We start from the raw sequence: 18,317 nt of genomic DNA on the forward strand, positions 1-18,317 counted from the left end.
TTTGTAATAGTTATTTTGTTTGCTTCCTATATTGATTTGGTCCTTTCGAGGTGGTTTGAAAGGTAAAGACTTTTTTCTTAGCTGCCAAAATCAAAATTCAGAATCAGCTGCTATAAGATGACTAACGCAGTTAGAAAACGAAGCATATATTAAATGCTTTGTATGTATGCGTTTACGTAATGTGTCTCTATAAACTATAACTGTAACGGATACGCCGCGACTTGTCCGATTTTAAGTCTGTTGTAAATGTGTGTGATCGTAGTATGTCTGCTAAATAATATGTAATTTACACGCTCTCTAAACGATACTACTTATGGCTTCAAAAATTCCGGTTACTATCATTACTGGTTTCCTCGGTTCTGGTAAGACAACCCTCATACGTAACCTCATACAAAATGCAAATGGCCGCAGACTGGCCGTTATTGTGAACGAATTCGGCGAAATGGGTATTGACGGAGAAATCCTGAAGTCCTGCTGTTCCAATGAAGAAGATGTACTGGAGCTGAATAACGGCTGTCTTTGCTGTACCGTACAGGAAGAATTCCTGCCTGTTATGCTGCAACTGATGGAGCGTAAAGACACCATCGATCATATTATCATTGAAACATCCGGTCTGGCGTTACCCAAGCCATTGCTGCATGCGTTCAACTGGCCGGAACTGAAACCACAGATCACAGTAGATGCTGTGGTAACAGTGGTAGACGTTGTCGGACAGGCAACCGGCGAGATCTGTGACAGAGAACGTGTACAGGCACAGCGTCTGGCAGATGATTCTCTGGATCATGAAACACCTATCGAGGAACTCTTTGAAGATCAGCTGTCCTGCGCTGACCTGGTAGTAATGACCAAAAAAGACCTCGTAGCCGATGCACAGTATGAAGAAGTAAGAGCGATCATCGCCGGTAAAGTACGTCCGGATGTGAAGATGGTGGCTGCTGCTAACGGTGTACTCTCCGCAGATATCCTGCTGGGTGTGAACGCTGCCGCAGAAAATGACCTCGACAGCCGTCACTCTCACCACGAAGAAGACCATGCCAACGGTCTCGACCACCACCATGATGATGATATCGACTCTGTAGTAGTAGACATCACTGCACCTCATACACCGGAAGCACTGGTAGAAGCCCTGAAGGAACTGATCGAAGAATACGAGATCTACCGTATAAAAGGCTTTATCGATGTACCGGGTAAACCTATGCGCTTGGTATTACAGGGTGTATCTAACCGTTTCGATCATTACTTCGACCGTAAATGGAAAGACAGCGAAACCCGTAAAACCAGCCTGGTGATCATCGGTGATGAATTACACGATAAAGACCTGGCTACTATTATCAATGAAAAACTGACCGTAGTCAGCTAATTTCTGCATGCATCTTATTCCAACTATTCCGGGAGGATGGAACCCTAATGGCGAAGGGGTCTTCCATATACAGCAGCAACCGGGTGATATCGTATTCCTGTCAGCCGCTGACACGGAAATACACTCGCTGAATAATGCCTACAGGAAACTGTACATGACGGCAGACAAGGAACATCCGTTACCTTCCCTGCGTATTGCCAACCTGGTATACCTGAAACAGGAACTGACCATTGACAAATACGTAGAGGAAGTCATTAGTAATGCGAAGCTGGTGGTCTGCCGGCTATTGGGAGGCAGGAACTACTATCCTTACCTCTTCGAAGCTGTCAGCATCGCCTGCGAACTGAAAAAGATCCCCGTTCTCTTCCTCCCGGGATACGATGTACCAGACGTGGAACTGCTCAACAGTTCCACCGTCGGCGTACATATTGCTGATACCGTCTGGAAATATCTCTGCGCCGGTGGAAAACAAAACCATCTGCACTGCCTCCGCTATATCTTCTATACCTTCTTCAACAGGGATTATACCTTCGACCCTCCGAGGCGCCTGCCTGAGCTGTTCCTTTTTGATACAACAAGGGGGATTATTCCCGAAGGGGAAGCGCATACCGTCTCCAGTCAGGCAACAGGCAATGTCGTGATCCTCGTCTACCAGACGCACTACCTGGCGGATAACCTTGAACCGGTATACTACCTTGCGGCCAGTCTGCGGGAAAAACAGCTTAACCCGATCATCGCATTTGTCAATAATCTCCGGGACCAATCCATCTGTGATGAACTATTTGAGCTCCTGCAACAGCAGACAAGCTGTACCATCGATGCAGTAATCAATACCACCAGCTTTTCTATTAAATCACTCCTGGATACCAGCGATGAACAGTTCATTTTCCGGAAAATGAATGTACCTGTTATTCAGGCGATCTTTGCTTCCTGTACAAAGGAAGTATGGGAAGAAAACCTGTTCGGACTTACGCCAACTGACGTAGCGATGAATATCGCGCTGCCGGAAATAGACGGACGGATCATTACGACCGCCGTTTCTTTTAAATCCTCCCTGGGCCGGGATGAACTGACGGATTCAGATATTCTGAAGTACACCACCCATGAAGAAGGTTGCGCATTTGTGGTAGACTTTGCGCATAGCTGGGTCAATATCCGTTATAAAGAAAACAGGGATAAACACATTGCGCTCATCATGCCGAACTATCCGAATAAGGATAGCCGTCTGGCAAATGGGGTAGGACTGGACACACCGGCCAGTATTATAGAGATCCTGCAGGCGATGAAGACCCAGGACTATACATTGGGTAGTTTTGTTCCTGCGGATAGCAGTGAACTGATCACACTGATCACCCATTATATCACCAACGATACGGATACTACACTCCACAGACCTTATCAGGTGAGCCTTTCTTTGGAGCAATTCTATCAGCATTATAATGCACTGGCGCCTGTCTTGAGAAAGAAGATCACCGATCAATGGGGCCTTCCGGAAGATTCGCCGCATTTCAATCAGCATGAATTCATCATTCCCGGTTTCCTTTTAGGAAACACCTTCGTCAGCATACAACCTGCCCGTGGTTATAACCAGGATATCAAAGCGATCTATCACTCTCCCGACCTTCCGCCAACTTACGGCTACCTGGCTTATTACTTCTGGGTCAATCATGTTTTCGCCGCCGATGCCGTTGTGCACGTGGGTAAACATGGCAACCTGGAATGGCTGCCAGGTAAGAGTGTCGCACTGAGCCGGGAAACCTGTTTCCCCGCCGTACTGTTAAACCCCATTCCGCATTTTTATCCTTTTATCATCAATGACCCCGGTGAGGGTACGCAGGCGAAAAGAAGGAACCACGCCATCATTATCGATCACCTGATCCCACCCATGACAAGGGCGGAAAGCTATGGCGTGCTCACCAAACTGGAACACCTGATAGATGAATATTACGATGCATATAGCGTAGATCCGAAAAGAACAGCTGTTATTAAAACACAGATAAAGCAGCTGGTGAAAGAGGCGAACCTGGAAGCAGACTTACAAAGTTCTGTGAAAGATATCGACGAACTGCTGGTAAAACTGGACGGTTATCTCTGCGAATTGAAAGAGGCACAGATCAGAGATGGACTGCATATACTGGGTAAAGTTCCTGAAGGAGATCAGCTGACGGATCTGCTGGTAGCGCTGCATCGAGTACCGGTATCCGGAAGACTGGGTATTACACAGGCCATCGCAAAAGACCTGGGTTTATCATTCGATCCGCTGAACTGTGATTATCAATCTGCATTTGTCACAGTTGGTCGGCATGAGCTGTTCGCTTCCTGCCGGATCATTGGTGATGTAATAGAAGTATTGGAATTACAGGCGAGGAAGATCATTGAAGATCTCCGGAACAACATAGATATCGATACTGCATTTCAATATACCCGGGAACTTTGCGCATTCATTACTGCGGATACTTTCCCTAAAGTACTGAGCACCACAGAAGAGATCACCAATCTCCTGCATGGTATGGACGGGCACTACGTACCATCCGGGAGTTCGGGTGCGCCTACCCGCGGCAGACTGGATGTACTGCCTACCGGAAGAAACTTCTACTCTGTCGATGTACGCGCTATTCCGACGCAAACCGCCTACAACCTCGGTGTAAAAAGCGCCAATCTGATCATAGACCGTTATATGCAGGAACATGGAGATTATCCTGAAAGTATCGGTTTGTCGGTATGGGGGACTTCTACGATGCGTACCGGTGGAGATGATATTGCACAGGCCCTGGCATTGATGGGTGTCAAACCTGTATGGCAGACGGCCAACAGAAGAGTCAGCGACTTTGAGATCATTCCCCTGATCACACTGAGACGTCCGCGCGTAGATGTGATGCTGCGTATCTCCGGTTTCTTCCGTGATGCATTTCCGGATGTGATTTCTCTGTTTAATGCTGCCGTAGAAAAGGTCGCTTTGCTGGATGAACCAGCGGAGCAGAATCCCATTCGCAAACGGTTCCTGGCGGAAAAACAGGAATGGCAATCCAAAGGACTGCAGGAGGAGAAAGCACATAAGCGTGCGTTGTTCAGAGTCTTTGGCTCCAAGCCCGGCGCCTATGGAGCAGGTTTGCAGGCGGTGATCGATGAAAAGAACTGGCAATCAAAAGAAGACCTGGCAAAAGTATATATCAACTGGAGCGGTTATGCTTATGGTGCAGATCGTATCGGGGAGTCAGCGCACGAAGTATTTGAAAAGCGCTTGTCAGATATCCAGATCGTGATGCATAATCAGGATAACCGGGAACACGATATCCTTGATTCGGACGACTACTACCAGTTCCAGGGTGGGATGGCCAATGCCATACAGTCTGTGAAAGGGGAGCAGCCATCGATCTATTTCGGTGATCATGCACGTCCGGAGAATCCGAAGGTAAAATCACTCAAAGAAGAACTGCTGAAAGTATACCGTTCGCGTGTCATCAATCCTAAATGGATCGAAGGGGTAAAACGACATGGCTATAAAGGCGCCTTTGAAATGGCAGCTACTATGGACTACCTGTTTGCCTATGACGCTACAACTGATCTGGTGGACGACTTTATGTATGAGGGTATCACAAAAGAATACCTGTTCAATGAAGAAAACCGCCAGTTTATAGAGCAGGTCAATCCATGGGCATTGAGAGATATGACTGAGCGTATGCTGGAAGCGATCCAGCGCGGTATGTGGAAACAACCCGAAAAGGAAACGCTGGAACGCCTGCAGCAACTATTTGTGGATCATGAATAACTTATTCCGGCTGTTTCTTTCTTTTGTAAAGAAACAGCTGCCATTTTTCTTCTGCCACACCCGCTTTATCCATTTCTGCACGTGCGAGTATAAAGAACAGGTCAGAGAGCCTGTTGATATAAGCAGAGATATATTCATCTACATGGTCCGCTTTCATCAGTGTCACCAGCAATCGTTCCCCTCTGCGCATCTGCGTTCTTACCACATGACATAAAGCAGAGATCTCATTCCCGCCAGGCAGCAGGAAATAGTCTGACTTGCTTGTCATAGCTGCTTCCAGTTCGTCAATCCATTGTTCGCAGAATTCAGCGCCGTCTTCCGGTTTAGGATTAGGGTTCTCTTTTTTACAATCAGAAGGCCGGGCCAGATGAGACATCATATCCATCATATCTTTCTGGATCTTATGCAGCTTTGGCTGCCACTCGTGCTCTGGTCCCAGCTTGGCACGTAACAACCCGATAGTGGAATTCACTTCATCCAGTGTGCCGTAACAGTTGACACGAACATCGTCCTTATCTACACGGCTGCCGCCGAATAGGGCAGTGGTGCCACGGTCACCTTTCTTGGTATATATTTTCATTCAATTAAGAATTAATAATTAAGGATTAAGAATTCCCTATGATTAGTGTGTGTTGAAAGTATAAGTGTGATAATTTTTTAATTGCTGACTACGAATTACGAATTACGAATTACGAATTACGAATTACGAATTACGAATTATTTTGACTAAGCTCTGGGCCAGTACTAACTAAAACTAATTGCCTGATAGGAACACTATATCTTATCATTCTTAATTCCTAATTCTTAATTATTAATTCTTCACGCAGTGAAGCTATACGTGCCGCCGTATTCAACTTTCTGCATCATGATCTCGTTCAATGGTACATTATTGAACAGGTACATCGCAGCACGAATAACACCTGCATGTGTAATCAGCAACACTCGTTCGTACTTCGTTTGCTTCAGTTCATATATAAAATCAGCAAAGCGGTTTACTAAGGTCATGAGTGACTCTCCCTTAGGCGGTGCTGAGTTGATATAGTTATAATCCTCCATCCAGGGATCCAGTTCCTTACGATCTATCTTATCCCACTTTCTGCCTTCCCAGTCACCGAAATTCAGTTCCATCAACCTTGCATCTGTCAGATGGTTCGGGTTAATGGCGGTAGCCAGTAGTTTACAGCGGGTCAGCGGACTGCTATACAATACATCATAGTCGGGCAGGTGTTGTATAATGCCGGCATGTGTGATGGCATAGTCTGCCGGAAGAGGTACGTCTGTCTGTCCGTAGGTCTGGCCTTCAGGATAGTCGGGTTTGATATGTCTGATCAGATGTAATTCCATATTGCCAGTATGCCCATGTAAAAAATGACTTCATTGAGTTGTTGTGTTGCACCCAGACAATCGCCTGTATACCCATTGATCCATTTGTTGAAATAACGGGCCAGGTAAATGGTCAATAAGGCGCAGGGTATGATGACCAGCAGTAGCAACCATGAATGATGGAAGCAGATGATCAGCAATAACAAGGGAACGAGTCCGGTGACATTGGCCAGTATGAAACCTGGCCAGCTGATCTTTGTTGCCAGCGGTTTGCTTTTGGAAGTACTGTCATCTTCGCGGGAATAAGCCATGAAGCGTAAGAGGCATACCGGCATGGTACGGCTGAATGCATGTGCGGCAATATACAACAGACAGAAGGGCAATAGTTGTGTATTGATCATCACAAGGGCCAGTTTTGCCAGCAGACAAATCTTCAACAGCAGGATCATCATGATGGCAATCACACCAAAAGCGCCCACACGGGAATCTTTCATGATCTCCAGGATACGCTGTTTGGTCCAGCCACCCCCAAAACCGTCTGCTACGTCAGCCAGACCATCTTCATGGAAAGCACCTGTCGTTAACAGTGTCGCCATCACTGAAAGGATGACGGCTGTAAAGATATCTTTGAACAGGGCATTCGCACCAGCAAAGAGAAGCGCCCCGATCAGTCCTACTAATATACCCACCATCGGAAAATAACGGCTGGACTTATTCAGGTCCGCCGTATTATGATCTATACGCGAGGGTACCGGTATACGGGTGAAGAACATCAGTGCAGTCAGAAATATGCGGACCTCTTTCTTCATAGTTATGCTTTGTTGGACACTCCGGCAGATTCAAAGCTGGCCATTTCATTCAGGAAGCTCACAGCTGCCTGTATAACAGGGTAGGCAACAGCAGCGCCGGTACCTTCTCCCAGTCGCATACCCAGGCTCAGTAAAGGTACTGCTTTCAGATGGGCCAGCATCAGACTGTGTCCCTGCTCATTCGACTGATGTGTGAACAGGCAGTAGTCCAGTACCTGTTCATTAATTTTCGAAGCGACCAGCAATGCCGAAGTAGTGATAAAACCATCTACCAGGATCAGCATGCCAGATGCTGCGGCCTGTAACATGGCGCCACACATCATGGCTATTTCGAAGCCACCAAAGGTACTGAGTACGTTCAGGGGCGTTTTTTCTATTTTGTTATGACGGATCATGGATTCTGCCAGGATCACTTTTTTTCGGATCAGTCCTTCATCATCCAGTCCGGTACCTCTACCGATACATTGTTCCAGCGGAATATCGCACAGCAGACTCATAATCACCGCAGCCGCAGAGGTATTAGCAATACCCATTTCCCCGAATCCGATGACATTGCAACCCTGCCCGTGCAGTTCTTTTACAATGGCTGCACCTCTTTCAATGGCTGTTTCACATTGCGCAGCTGTCATCGCGGCTTCATGCAGGAAGCTTTTGGTTCCCATCGCCACCTTGGCATGTACCAGTCCGGGATGTTGGTTGAAATCGAAATTGACCCCCGCATCCACGACCTTGATCGCGATACCATTCTGCTTTGTAAATACGTTGATCGCTGCACCGCCCTGCAGGAAATTGAAGACCATCTGGTAGGTTACCTCCTGTGGAAAAGGACTCACGCCTTCATGTGCAACACCGTGATCGCCGGCAAAGACAATGATGGTCGGGTTATTCAGTGCGGGTGTCTGCGTTTGTTGTACCCGGCCGATCTGTAAAGCCAGCTTCTCCAGCTGTCCTAATGAGCCAATGGGTTTGGTCTTGTTGTCGATCTTGTGTTGCAGTGCCGCCGTAATATCACTGTTGAGGGGGGCAATATGGAATGTAGTCATATCTGTTAAACTGGTTACTTGTGTTATTTGAGTGTCAGCGGTAATCCGGATACCATGAGTGTAGCCTTATCGGCCCTTTGTGCAATGTACTGGTTCATCCAACCCTGGAGGTCGGCAAACTTTCTACCTGCATCAGTACTGGCATGTACGCCCATACCGATTTCGTTGGAAATGATGATCAGGTTGAGATCCTGCAGTATGAACTGCTCGAATTCCCTTTTCGCTTCTTCCAAAGCTGCTGTTACATCATAGTGGTTGTCGACGAAGAAGTTGGTCAGCCATAAGGTGACACAATCAAACACCACCGTCCTGCCTTCCAGCTGTAACTTACTGACATACTTTTCTTCTTCAATATTTTCCCAGCGGGTATCACGACTATCTCTATGTAACTGGATACGGGCCTGATGGTCCTGATCCCAGATACGCGAAGTAGCTAGATATACGGGATTATCGGCAATATCCAGTGCCTGTTGGGTTGCGTATGCGCTTTTACCGGAACGTTGTCCGCCGGAGATGTAGTGTATCACAGAAACAATTAAGAATTAAGAGTTAAAAATTAAAGCAGAGAATTACGAATTACGAATTACGAATTACGAATTACGAATTACGAATTACGAATTACATTGATTACCTGACTCACATCACAAATCTTTTTTCAGGCTAACCAATTCCTCATTCCTAATTGTTAATTCCTCATTCCCTGATTGTCACCAGCTTCGCTCTGATCGCTTCCGCCAATTCTCCCGCCTTTCCCAACTTCACAAAACCGCTTTCATTATTTACTACAGTCGTCTCTCTGATAGCAGACAAGTACTGTTTATAATACCTGACCGCTTCTTCAAAAGGCGCAGCTGTATTCCCGGCGTTGATCTTACCATCAGTAAAAATGTACAGACTGGCTTTCTGCTGCATATTTGTTTTCATCAGCTGATGCAGTAAAGCAAATCCGGACTGCATATTGGTCTTCCCGCCGGTTTTCAGTGCTGCAACCGCCTGTAGCAGATCTTTCGCATGCAGAGTTGGAGCCGATAATAGCTGAGCCGTTCCATTATGCAGGGCCACTGCTGCGTATTTAATACGCCGGGTTTTATACCGGGCAATCGTCGTTGCTACAAGACCTTTGATAAAAGCAATTTGTTTATCTTTCATCATGGAGCCGCTGGAATCCAGCAGAAAACAAACGTATAACTCCGTTTTTGCCTGTTCCCGCTTATACTGGATCTCTGCCTTGTCGTATACCAGATAGTGTATCATGGTCGCTAGTGCTGCGACTTTTGACGTAGGACGAGCGTAGGAGGGCTTTTGTGTAAAGCCCGTTTTACCGGCATCCTTTTTTACCATGGAGTGCTTCCGGGTATTCGCCGGACTGGCCTTCAGCTGTACGTAATTATTCGTTTTCGCGGCTTTTAGCAGGTATTCCTGCAGCGGACTGTCTGGTTTACTCAGTTCATTTTTATCCTTATCGAATCGCCCTCCTTTTCATCCCTGGGAGACTGCTGCTCTCTTTGTTGCTGAGGATTTTGCGATGAGGAAAAGTTTTTTGAACGATGAGAGAGTACAAACGGCATCACTTTATGTACGTCATCCGTGGTGACCGATTTCCGGTGATGGAAGGCCGCGTATGCTCTTGCTGCTTTGAGCAAAAGGATGTCGGCCCGTAAACCTTCCACTTTATGTGCAATACAGGTATCTGCGATCGTAGCCTGTATCATTTCGTCGTATGTCACTTGTTTTACCTGCTCTCTGGCAGTAGCGATCCTTTCTGCCAGTTGCTGCTCGGTGGCCTCATATTGAGCGAGGAACGCAGGCATATCGGTATCGAACTGTAACCTGCGGCTCACGATCTGTATACGGTCGGTCCGGTCCAAAGGTGTGTGTACAGTGACACTCAGTCCGAAGCGGTCCAGCAGTTGCGGACGTAATTCCCCTTCTTCCGGATTCATCGTACCCACCAGACAAAATTTACTTTCAAACCAATGGGACACTGCATCTCTTTCCAGGTGATAACCACCGCTGGCCGAAGCATCCAGCAGGATATCCATCAGGTAATCATTCAGGAGATTGACCTCATCGATGTACAGGATGCCATGGTTAGCAGTAGCCAGGAGACCTGCCTGAATAGCGATCTTCCTGTCGTTGATCAGGGTATCTAGCTGGACAGTGCCCAATACCCTGTCCTCCGTGGCGCCTATTGGCAGGTTCACAAAAGGGAAGTCAGGCAGACTACGCTGCATCAGGTGACTAAGTCCCCTGACAGTCGTCGTTTTACCGGTGCCTTTGTCGCCCAGGGCCAGTACCCCCCCAAGTCCCGGCTCTATCATACAGAGTATGAGGGCCAGCTGGAAGTCGTCCTGTGCGTATATTGCTGTAAAAGGAAATGATTGCATGTGATAGCTATTTACGCAAAACTATTATAGATCCACAGGCAGCCTACGCCAATGGAGAACAGTCCTACAGCTGCGTTAAGTGATTTAAATGCCAGCTGGTTACGCTCAATAAACCGGGATACTGAAAATGCCAGTACACAACTGTAAGTGGTCATCGCGGCAACGATGCCGACGCTTTGCAACACAATGATGCCGATAGCTGTTGTCGTATCACGGGAGGCCATAATCAGGGCTACGGCACAGGCGCCACCGGTACCGGCGAGTCCGTGCAGCATACCTACCCAGAAAGAACGGCTTAAAGGGTTCATGGCAATTTCCTGTCCCTGTTTACCATGTATATGCAGGGCATTGTTGATATGTTCATGTTCTGAAAAGGTCTTGTGGGTGGCCATCATCTGCTTGAGTTTGTGATTTCTGCGAATAGCAGAGATACCCAGCCATATCATCACCGGACCCACTATCATTTCCGCATAACCGGAAAGGTCCAGCGGTAAGGCAGATTTCAATAAGAGCGCAAAGCAACTGAACAGGATCAGCGTAACGGAATGTCCTAAAGCCCATTGAGAAGAGCGCCATATCAGCTTTGAAAGACTGATCTTATTACTGGCTTTTTCTGATGCCAGCACAGAAACGGCCGCCATATGGTCGGGTTCAAATGAGTGCTGTATACCCAATAATAAAGAGTCTGTAAAAAGATATCCAATCATATTAAAATCTTAGAATAGTATCGTTTGCGTCAATCAGCAATATTTGTAGATCTACCGCCGGTATTAGCGGTTTACACACCGCGTAGCAGTATTCGGCCAGTTTCCTGAAGAAAGGTTCCTGTTCGGTGAACGGGAATATTTCTGTCAGCCGCCGTGCCATATTCAGCTCCAGAATAGGGGCGCATTGCTCATCGCTATACCCGCATTCCTTTGCCAGTCCGTGAATGAACAGTTTATCCCAGGAGGACTTTCCGCTATGGGTATCCAGTTCGCCCTGTGCCAGTTTGGCTGCCTTACCCAGCATAATGCCCATAGTTACCTTCTCCAGGGGTACGCTGCGGATCTTTTCCAGGGTTTCGCCTATCCAGTTGCCGTACTGTATAAAGGCGAATTCCGGCAGGTGGTCAAACCGCTTCCGCAGGATATTCTCCGAACGGCCACCGGAGTTGATAACGATCTCCCGGCAATTATTGGCCAGTGCCACATCGATACCCTGGGTGATACTGGCGATATAGGCAGATGCGCTAAAGGGTCTCACGATACCAGTGGTGCCCAATATGGAAATGCCGTCTAAGATGCCAATACGGCTGTTCAAGGTCTTTTTGGCTATATTGACCCCATCCACGACAAAAACGGCGATATTCACCCCCTTATTGAGCTTATACAGGTGTGTCAGGAATAAGGCAACATCCGTCATCATTTTCCGGGGTACCGGATTGATCGCCGGTTCGCCGACCCCGATCGCCAGTCCGGGCAGGGTCACAATACCTACGCCTTCTCCCCGGAAGAATTTCACTTCCAGCGTATCATTGAAAGACACCGTCACACCGATCGTAGCCCCATTGGTCACATCCGGATCATCCCCCGCATCTTTTACCGTTGTACAGGTGGCCTGTTCGCCGTCAAAAGAGCAGGAGCTGATACTAAATGTCACTTTTTCTCCCAGGGGCAGCGTGATTTCCACCTCGGAAACTGTTTCCTGTCTGATGAGGGATAACAGCGCGGCACGGGTACATGCAGTTGCGCACGCTCCTGTGGTATAGCCCTGTCTTAAAGGGCCGGCTGGTATCTCCTGCAGACTCATACCCCTAGTCGATTTAAGTGTCCGATCAGCGAAGCCTCATCCGTCACCGGAATAAATGCCTCCGGCAGGGTAGGACGCTGTACGATCAGTATCGGTATATTGTTTTCCAGGGCTGCCCTGATCTTGGTGGAAAGAAAGCCGGATTCCCCGCTTTCTTTCGTCAGGATAGCCCCGATCTGATGTTGTTGTATCAGTGCGGATTCCTGTTGCAGATCATCTCCCGGCATCTCCAGGATCAGGTCTTCCTCCGGAAATCCTGCCGCCATTGCCAGTGCCAGCGAACTTTCTCTCGGGAGTATCCGGAAGATGGTCGCATGCTGCCGCCAGTAATGTTGCAGCGGCGCGATGGTTTGTACGCCGGTCAATGCCAGTAATTTCTTTACAGGGTAATGTTCCAGCCAGTCGGTCGCCGCCTGATAGGAATCTACATACCGGATGAGCGGATGTTCCTGCTTTTCAGGATAACTGCGTTCAAAACGAAACACCGGCAGCGACAGGGCTTGTGCACCTGTGTGGATCGTATCGTGAAGGATACGGGCAAACGGGTGACTGGCATGCACAATGGCTTTTACGCCCTGTGCGGTACAGAAGGCCTGTAGGTCTTCCGCTGTCATTGCCCCATGCCGGTATTGCCCATATTGACCTTTTACAAAATCTATCTCCGTTTTGGTGGAATAGTAATAGGGCCGCGCATGCTGCTCGAGTATGCCCGCTACTTTCTTACCTTCTGTAGTTCCACCAAAAACTAATATCATTACTTCGCTTTTAAGGCTTTACCTGTTCTGAAGGTGTGTTTCCATTCAGGACTGTACAAGTGAGAACGGTTCTTTCTTGCGCCGATCGCCACACCTACAATGACAAGGGTGGTGAGCGTCAGTTTATTCTCCCTGATGATCTGCGCCAGGTCTTTCAGCTGACCGGTATAGATCTCTTCATCTTTCCAGCTCACACGATACAATACCGCTACAGGTGTTTCCGGTTCATAGTGTTCCAGCAACTGTTCCTGTACTGATTTCGCGATCGTTGCACTCAGGAAGATACACATGGTGGCTTTGTGTTTCGCCATCTCGTTCAGCTTCTCGTTCTCCGGTAAAGGTGTTTTACCCGCACCCCTGGTCAGGATAATACTCTGTACGACTTCAGGGATGGTAAACTCTGACTTCAGACTGGCAGCTGCCGCCTGGAAGGAAGAGATCCCCGGTACGATATAATAATCCATCCCTTTTTCATCGAAGATGGTCATCTGTTCCTGTATCGCTCCGTAGATACTTGGGTCGCCTGATTGTAAACGAACGATCAGGTGGCCTTTCGCATAATGCTCTTCCATCAGTCCGATCTGCTCTTCCAGCGTCATACTGGCGGAGTTTCTTACAATCGCCTCTTTCTTTGCATAATGTGTGATCTCTTCCGGTATCAGACTACCTGCATATAATATCAGGTCTGCTGTTTCAACCAGCTGTTTTCCTTTAAGACTGATCAGTTCCGCATCTCCAGGTCCAGCGCCCACAATAGCTACGACTGCTTTACGGATCGCCTGACTATCCAGTGCAATTGCAATGGTGTGTTTCTTGCCGGAAGGCACCGTGATCTTCTGTTTCTCCAGTAATAATTCCTGGTTACGTGAGGACAACATGGCCGAAGCTTCTGATACGCTGTGTACACCCAGTTTCGACATCACCACTTCAGATGGATTCACTACATGCTGTGTATTCAGTTCTTCTGCCGTATAGGTAATGAAAGGGACCTGCAGCTTTTCTGCCAAAGCAATAAAGGCAGTCTCATCATGTTTTACATCAATAGAACCAATGGTTTTTATCGCCGCCGGCGCCAGCTGTTGTATGGCTAACTGCTCATACACAGATGCTTCCAGTTGGTCTGTTTCAATATCACGGGAGCATCCCATACCAACATGTAAGACGGGTGCATGGAAATGCAGCACCGGAATACGGAGGCTATAGGTTTTATAAGTCACCGCAATCAATAATTCATATTGACTAAGGTCTATCTGTTGAAAGTCATAATATACATCCGCAAATGCCGGCAGACTCTTCTCCAGATAGGCGGTTCCTTTATCCTTTATGTCGAGTAATAACGCAGTTCGTTTGTTATTGACAAACAATGAAATGATGCTGTTCATATCCTCCGAAGGCGTAACTTTCCAGCCAAACTCCTTTGCCAGCGTATCGAGTGCCCAAAGCTCCTGCAGATCACTGCTGGTGGTAATGACAGCCTGTGCGCCAATAGCGGCTGCCACTTTACGGGTAATATCATTGGCGCCACCCACATGTCCGGATACTACTGCCTGTACAAAACGTCCGTTATCATCCATATTGATGACCGCCGGATCACTTTGTTTATCCTGTAGATAGGGGGCAATGCTGCGTACACAGATCCCCAGTGCACCAACAAAGATCAACGTATCAAAGGCGCTGAAGTTGTTTTCCAGAAATGCCGCGATACTCTCTATCTGCGTCGCTTGTTCATGTGGGCGGGTGCTCACCAGCAGGGATTTCGGAAACTCTGTCCGGATCCTGTTGCCCAATGCAACACCTCTGTCGGTACTGGCGATGATGACTGTCTTACTCATTTTATTGCTTTTCTGCTGTCAGGATAGTGATCGGATTGTGGGCATCCACAGTGATCACCATCGGTTCAGATAATGTATAGTTTAATTGTCCGGCTGCCGCGATAAACTGCGTTTTGCTGTCTTCTTTTACTGCATTGATAACGAGCTTCGCTTTTGCCGGCAGATAGCTGTCCAGTTGACTGATCAATGTTTCCAGCCGGTTGCCATGTCCACCGATAAAAACGGCGTCGGGTTTGGGTAAGGAAGCGAGGTCCTGTTCGAAGAAATCGCCCATTACCTTCCTGATACCGGGTGTAGCATGCTTACGTGTATTCAGTTCAAACAAAGCATCACATTCAGGCCGTTTCTCAAAAGCGACGATCTGTAAATGCGGATATTGCCTGCGGGCTTCTATGGATACAGATCCTGTACAGAAACCGATATCCCAGAGGGTATGCTTTGCAGAAAGGTCCATCTGCGCCAGACTCACCATCCGGATGGGCATTTTCGTGATCATATTCGGCCGGCCTTCCAGTCCTTCAAAACTGTGATCAGGTATACCGGCGGATAAAGACCTGTGGTGCTTTTTATTCAGCAGCACACAGTTGAGCGTATGCGCCTCATAGTTAAGCATGTCTTTTATATGTTCACCGAATACGATCTTTTGTCCTTGTCCTTCCAGGTTTTCGCCGATGTACATCACGTAGTTATCGTATCCATATTCCAGCATACGTGCCGCTATGGCAGCTGGTGTTTTCACCTGATCAGTGAGAATACCGATACTTTGGTGTTGTCTGAGCAGGGCCTGGTCCAGTTCTTGCCAGGAGCGGCCGTGTACAGAGGTATTTACCACATGTGAATAGACAAAGTTCAACCGGTGACAAAGCAGCTGTATGCTGTTGAAATAGGGCGATACCTGGAGATCGGCCTCCGGATGATACTTTTGTATAGTCGCTGCGAATCCGTAGAACAGGGGATCTCCTGAAGCGAAGATCACAATATCCTCGTCGTACGTTTTATATTGTTCAAACAGTGCCGGCATATCACTACGGATATCGATCCACTGGTGACCGGCAGGCAGGTGTTTTTGTATCAGTTCATAGTGTCTTTTCCCACCGGAGAACACGCGGTAGTGCGGTACTATCTCCATGGCAGCTTCCGGCAGGAGATAGTCAGGATTGTTTGATATGCCGATAACGATATATTCCACTACCTGTCTTTTACGGTGAATGCTGCGTTGACGATGCTGGCTGCTACGTTGCTACCGCCTTTTCTTCCGCGGATGATCACGTAAGGCACTGTTTTCATAGCCTGTAGTTTCAGTTTTGATTCTATCACATTGACAAATCCTACCGGTGCGCCGATGATGCCGGCAGGGGAGAACTTGCGTTCCTGTAACTGATCACAGAGTTCAAACAGGGCGGTAGGCGCATTACCTACTACAAACAGCGCATCTGGATGTTTTTCTATCGCGATACGCATACCTGCCTGACTACGCGTCAGTCCTTCTTTTTCTGCTAATGGCAATACTGCTTCATTATTGAGGTAGCAGTAAACATTGGCATTATATCTTTTGATAAATTCTCTGGTGATGCCTGACTGTACCATGGTCACGTCTGTAACGATCGTACCGCCGGCGCTCAGATAATCGTGCCATTGTGCAATGGCATCGTTATTAGACAAATACAGGTCTTCATATTCGAAGTCGGCCGTTGTATGGATACAACGCATAATAGCCCATCTATCCGCTTCGCTGACGTCTTCACGTTTCAGCTGTGCAGCGATCTGGCGGAAACTTTCGTCCTGTATTTCCTGTCCGGAGGCAGGTTTCCTGGCCATATACCCCCTCGGCGTCACGAGGTGATTGTTAAACTGATACGTCTGCGAGTTGCCGATCATCACCAGTGAAAACATATCTACGGACTCCACATCCATCTCACCCAGTGTCGTGATGGTAATAGTCTCTTCTGGTCTGGTCACCTGACGGATGATCGCTACAGGTGTTGCGGGATCTCTGTGCAGGAGGAATAATTCCCTGAAGCGGGCTAGTTGCCAGAAACGCTTTTTACTTCTGGGATTGTATAAAGAAGTTACGAAGTCACCGATAGCAGCTGCCTGGATCCTTTTCTCTATGACGGGCCAGGGCGTCATCAGATCAGATAGGGAGATGCAGCAGAAGTCATGTCCCAGTGGTGCTCCCAGTCTGCCTGCGGCAGCGATAAAAGCGCTGATACCGGGGATAGTCTGCAAATCAATCTGCTTATCAGTACGGGTGCTGGCATATTGATAGACCAGTGAGGCCATCGCATAAATACCCGCATCTCCGGAGCTGATCACCACCACATGTTTACCCGGCTCACAACGGTTCACCGCCAGTTCGGCACGGGCTTCCTCTTCAGTCAGGTCTTTCCCGATACATTCACAGTGTGCGGGCAGGAGGTGCTCTACAAACTGAAAATAGTAACTGTACCCGATGGCGATATCAGCCGTGGCCAGTACCTGTTGTGCAACAGGCAGGATATAGTCTTTACCGCCGGGTCCTATGCCAACTACGCTTAACTTCATATTCTTTTTAAAATGAGTAATGAAAAATAGGGGATCTCCCTGTTTTCCAGGTCGTTTATGTTTGTGGTGATGTATTGCTGTGTGGTGCCGAGTCTTTCGCAGTAGACGATCTGGATGCCGGTCTGTTGGATCAGGCTACGAATATCTTTTAGTACGCTTCTCACCTTGATGAGTACAACAGTTTCAAACTCTTCCAGATAGCGGGAGAGTGTATCCCTGTCTTTCATTCTTGGCAGGATCGCGATCTTCTCGTTGAGGATGGCCAGTGATGACTGATGTTGTGCAGCCCCTAATATAAAGGAAGGCACACCGGCAATGATCTCCAGTTCTAACTGGTGCTGCTGGATATGTTTCAGCAGATAAGCAAAAGTGCTGTAGAAGGAGATATCTCCTTCACTGACAAATGCGACCTGTAAGCCTGCTTCATATTCAGCCAGCATCTCCTGAAAAGTAGCGGCATATGTCTGTTCAGCTGCGTCGCGGTCATCAGACATTTTCAGGAACATGCCTTGCAGTTTATCAGCGTCCAGTTGATAATGCTGCAAAATCTGCAATGAATAACTGGAAGTACTGCCATCTGCGAGGAGAGAACCCGGATAATAGATCTTGTCTGCCTGTTGTAGTGTTTGCAGGCCTTTAACGGTGATCAGTAAAGGATCCCCGGGGCCTAATGATACGCCATATATCTTTCCTTTGCTATTCAT

Annotated in this window: 16 protein-coding genes; 2 read left to right on the forward strand and 14 right to left on the reverse strand. The window is 47.8% G+C overall.

Features of this window, described 5'->3' with window-relative positions:
• Nucleotides 1-313: 313 nt before the first annotated feature.
• Nucleotides 314-1,360: a cobalamin biosynthesis protein CobW gene (cobW, locus tag BMZ72_RS04615; RefSeq protein WP_089805703.1), complete on the forward strand. Its 1,047-nt coding sequence runs from the start codon at nucleotides 314-316 to the stop codon at nucleotides 1,358-1,360.
• Nucleotides 1,361-1,367: 7 nt separating this feature from the next.
• Nucleotides 1,368-5,129 (forward strand): cobaltochelatase subunit CobN, encoded by a 3,762-nt coding sequence (cobN, locus tag BMZ72_RS04620; RefSeq protein WP_089805705.1) that lies wholly within the window; start codon nucleotides 1,368-1,370, stop codon nucleotides 5,127-5,129.
• 1 nt (nucleotide 5,130) lies between these two features.
• Here the strand turns inward: cobN and BMZ72_RS04625 are convergent, their stop codons facing one another.
• From BMZ72_RS04625 to cobI, 14 genes are all read right to left on the reverse strand, one after another.
• Nucleotides 5,131-5,709 carry a cob(I)yrinic acid a,c-diamide adenosyltransferase gene (locus BMZ72_RS04625; RefSeq protein ID WP_089805707.1) on the reverse strand — a complete coding sequence of 193 codons (579 nt, stop codon included), beginning with the start codon at nucleotides 5,707-5,709 and terminating at the stop codon, nucleotides 5,131-5,133.
• A 239-nt stretch (nucleotides 5,710-5,948) separates the two neighbouring features.
• Nucleotides 5,949-6,473 carry a histidine phosphatase family protein gene (locus BMZ72_RS04630; RefSeq protein ID WP_089805708.1) on the reverse strand — a complete coding sequence of 175 codons (525 nt, stop codon included), beginning with the start codon at nucleotides 6,471-6,473 and terminating at the stop codon, nucleotides 5,949-5,951.
• The gene (locus BMZ72_RS04635; RefSeq protein WP_089805710.1) at nucleotides 6,458-7,261 is read right to left on the reverse strand and encodes an adenosylcobinamide-GDP ribazoletransferase; all 804 of its coding nucleotides are present in this window, start codon (nucleotides 7,259-7,261) and stop codon (nucleotides 6,458-6,460) included. The genes BMZ72_RS04630 and BMZ72_RS04635 overlap by 16 nt, the downstream gene beginning before the upstream one ends.
• A gap of 2 nt (nucleotides 7,262-7,263) precedes the next feature.
• On the reverse strand, nucleotides 7,264-8,304 hold the full coding sequence (gene cobT, locus BMZ72_RS04640) for a nicotinate-nucleotide--dimethylbenzimidazole phosphoribosyltransferase (protein WP_089805712.1): 1,041 nt from the start codon (nucleotides 8,302-8,304) through the stop codon (nucleotides 7,264-7,266).
• Nucleotides 8,305-8,327: 23 nt separating this feature from the next.
• Nucleotides 8,328-8,831: a bifunctional adenosylcobinamide kinase/adenosylcobinamide-phosphate guanylyltransferase gene (locus BMZ72_RS04645; RefSeq protein WP_089805715.1), complete on the reverse strand. Its 504-nt coding sequence runs from the start codon at nucleotides 8,829-8,831 to the stop codon at nucleotides 8,328-8,330.
• Nucleotides 8,832-8,997: 166 nt separating this feature from the next.
• Nucleotides 8,998-9,645: a vWA domain-containing protein gene (locus BMZ72_RS04650; protein ID WP_089805717.1), complete on the reverse strand. Its 648-nt coding sequence runs from the start codon at nucleotides 9,643-9,645 to the stop codon at nucleotides 8,998-9,000.
• A gap of 101 nt (nucleotides 9,646-9,746) precedes the next feature.
• Complete coding sequence (locus BMZ72_RS04655; protein WP_089805720.1) at nucleotides 9,747-10,691, reverse strand: ATP-binding protein; 945 nt, start codon at nucleotides 10,689-10,691, stop codon at nucleotides 9,747-9,749.
• 11 nt (nucleotides 10,692-10,702) lie between these two features.
• Nucleotides 10,703-11,332: a hypothetical protein gene (locus BMZ72_RS04660; RefSeq protein WP_255373106.1), complete on the reverse strand. Its 630-nt coding sequence runs from the start codon at nucleotides 11,330-11,332 to the stop codon at nucleotides 10,703-10,705.
• Between the two features lie 67 nt (nucleotides 11,333-11,399).
• The gene (locus tag BMZ72_RS04665) at nucleotides 11,400-12,482 is read right to left on the reverse strand and encodes a cobalt-precorrin-5B (C(1))-methyltransferase (protein ID WP_089805724.1); all 1,083 of its coding nucleotides are present in this window, start codon (nucleotides 12,480-12,482) and stop codon (nucleotides 11,400-11,402) included.
• Nucleotides 12,479-13,237 (reverse strand): precorrin-6A/cobalt-precorrin-6A reductase, encoded by a 759-nt coding sequence (locus BMZ72_RS04670; protein WP_089805726.1) that lies wholly within the window; start codon nucleotides 13,235-13,237, stop codon nucleotides 12,479-12,481. The genes BMZ72_RS04665 and BMZ72_RS04670 overlap by 4 nt, the downstream gene beginning before the upstream one ends.
• The gene (gene cobM, locus BMZ72_RS04675) at nucleotides 13,237-15,069 is read right to left on the reverse strand and encodes a precorrin-4 C(11)-methyltransferase (protein ID WP_089805728.1); all 1,833 of its coding nucleotides are present in this window, start codon (nucleotides 15,067-15,069) and stop codon (nucleotides 13,237-13,239) included. Before cobM ends, BMZ72_RS04670 begins: the two co-directional genes overlap by 1 nt.
• 1 nt (nucleotide 15,070) lies before the next feature.
• Nucleotides 15,071-16,258: a precorrin-6y C5,15-methyltransferase (decarboxylating) subunit CbiE gene (gene cbiE / locus BMZ72_RS04680; protein WP_089805730.1), complete on the reverse strand. Its 1,188-nt coding sequence runs from the start codon at nucleotides 16,256-16,258 to the stop codon at nucleotides 15,071-15,073.
• The gene (cobJ, locus tag BMZ72_RS04685; protein ID WP_089805733.1) at nucleotides 16,258-17,613 is read right to left on the reverse strand and encodes a precorrin-3B C(17)-methyltransferase; all 1,356 of its coding nucleotides are present in this window, start codon (nucleotides 17,611-17,613) and stop codon (nucleotides 16,258-16,260) included. Before cobJ ends, cbiE begins: the two co-directional genes overlap by 1 nt.
• Nucleotides 17,610-18,317 carry a precorrin-2 C(20)-methyltransferase gene (gene cobI, locus BMZ72_RS04690; RefSeq protein ID WP_089805736.1) on the reverse strand — a complete coding sequence of 236 codons (708 nt, stop codon included), beginning with the start codon at nucleotides 18,315-18,317 and terminating at the stop codon, nucleotides 17,610-17,612. The genes cobJ and cobI overlap by 4 nt, the downstream gene beginning before the upstream one ends.

This window comes from Chitinophaga sp. YR627, from assembly GCF_900114995.1.
Lineage (GTDB): Bacteria > Bacteroidota > Bacteroidia > Chitinophagales > Chitinophagaceae > Chitinophaga.

What these genes read in the sequence shown, in the direction of transcription:
- cobW (WP_089805703.1), top strand. Translation starts at nt 314, where the DNA reads ATGGCTTCAAAAATTCCGGTTACTATCATTACTGGTTTCCTCGGTTCT.
- cobN (WP_089805705.1), top strand. Translation starts at nt 1,368, where the DNA reads ATGCATCTTATTCCAACTATTCCGGGAGGATGGAACCCTAATGGCGAA.
- BMZ72_RS04625 (WP_089805707.1), bottom strand. Translation starts at nt 5,709, where the DNA reads ATGAAAATATATACCAAGAAAGGTGACCGTGGCACCACTGCCCTATTC.
- BMZ72_RS04630 (WP_089805708.1), bottom strand. Translation starts at nt 6,473, where the DNA reads ATGGAATTACATCTGATCAGACATATCAAACCCGACTATCCTGAAGGC.
- BMZ72_RS04635 (WP_089805710.1), bottom strand. Translation starts at nt 7,261, where the DNA reads ATGAAGAAAGAGGTCCGCATATTTCTGACTGCACTGATGTTCTTCACC.
- cobT (WP_089805712.1), bottom strand. Translation starts at nt 8,304, where the DNA reads ATGACTACATTCCATATTGCCCCCCTCAACAGTGATATTACGGCGGCA.
- BMZ72_RS04650 (WP_089805717.1), bottom strand. Translation starts at nt 9,645, where the DNA reads ATGGTAAAAAAGGATGCCGGTAAAACGGGCTTTACACAAAAGCCCTCC.
- BMZ72_RS04655 (WP_089805720.1), bottom strand. Translation starts at nt 10,691, where the DNA reads ATGCAATCATTTCCTTTTACAGCAATATACGCACAGGACGACTTCCAG.
- BMZ72_RS04660 (WP_255373106.1), bottom strand. Translation starts at nt 11,332, where the DNA reads ATGGCGGCCGTTTCTGTGCTGGCATCAGAAAAAGCCAGTAATAAGATC.
- BMZ72_RS04665 (WP_089805724.1), bottom strand. Translation starts at nt 12,482, where the DNA reads ATGAGTCTGCAGGAGATACCAGCCGGCCCTTTAAGACAGGGCTATACC.
- BMZ72_RS04670 (WP_089805726.1), bottom strand. Translation starts at nt 13,237, where the DNA reads ATGATATTAGTTTTTGGTGGAACTACAGAAGGTAAGAAAGTAGCGGGC.
- cobM (WP_089805728.1), bottom strand. Translation starts at nt 15,069, where the DNA reads ATGAGTAAGACAGTCATCATCGCCAGTACCGACAGAGGTGTTGCATTG.
- cobJ (WP_089805733.1), bottom strand. Translation starts at nt 17,613, where the DNA reads ATGAAGTTAAGCGTAGTTGGCATAGGACCCGGCGGTAAAGACTATATC.
- cobI (WP_089805736.1), bottom strand. Translation starts at nt 18,317, where the DNA reads ATGAATAGCAAAGGAAAGATATATGGCGTATCATTAGGCCCCGGGGAT.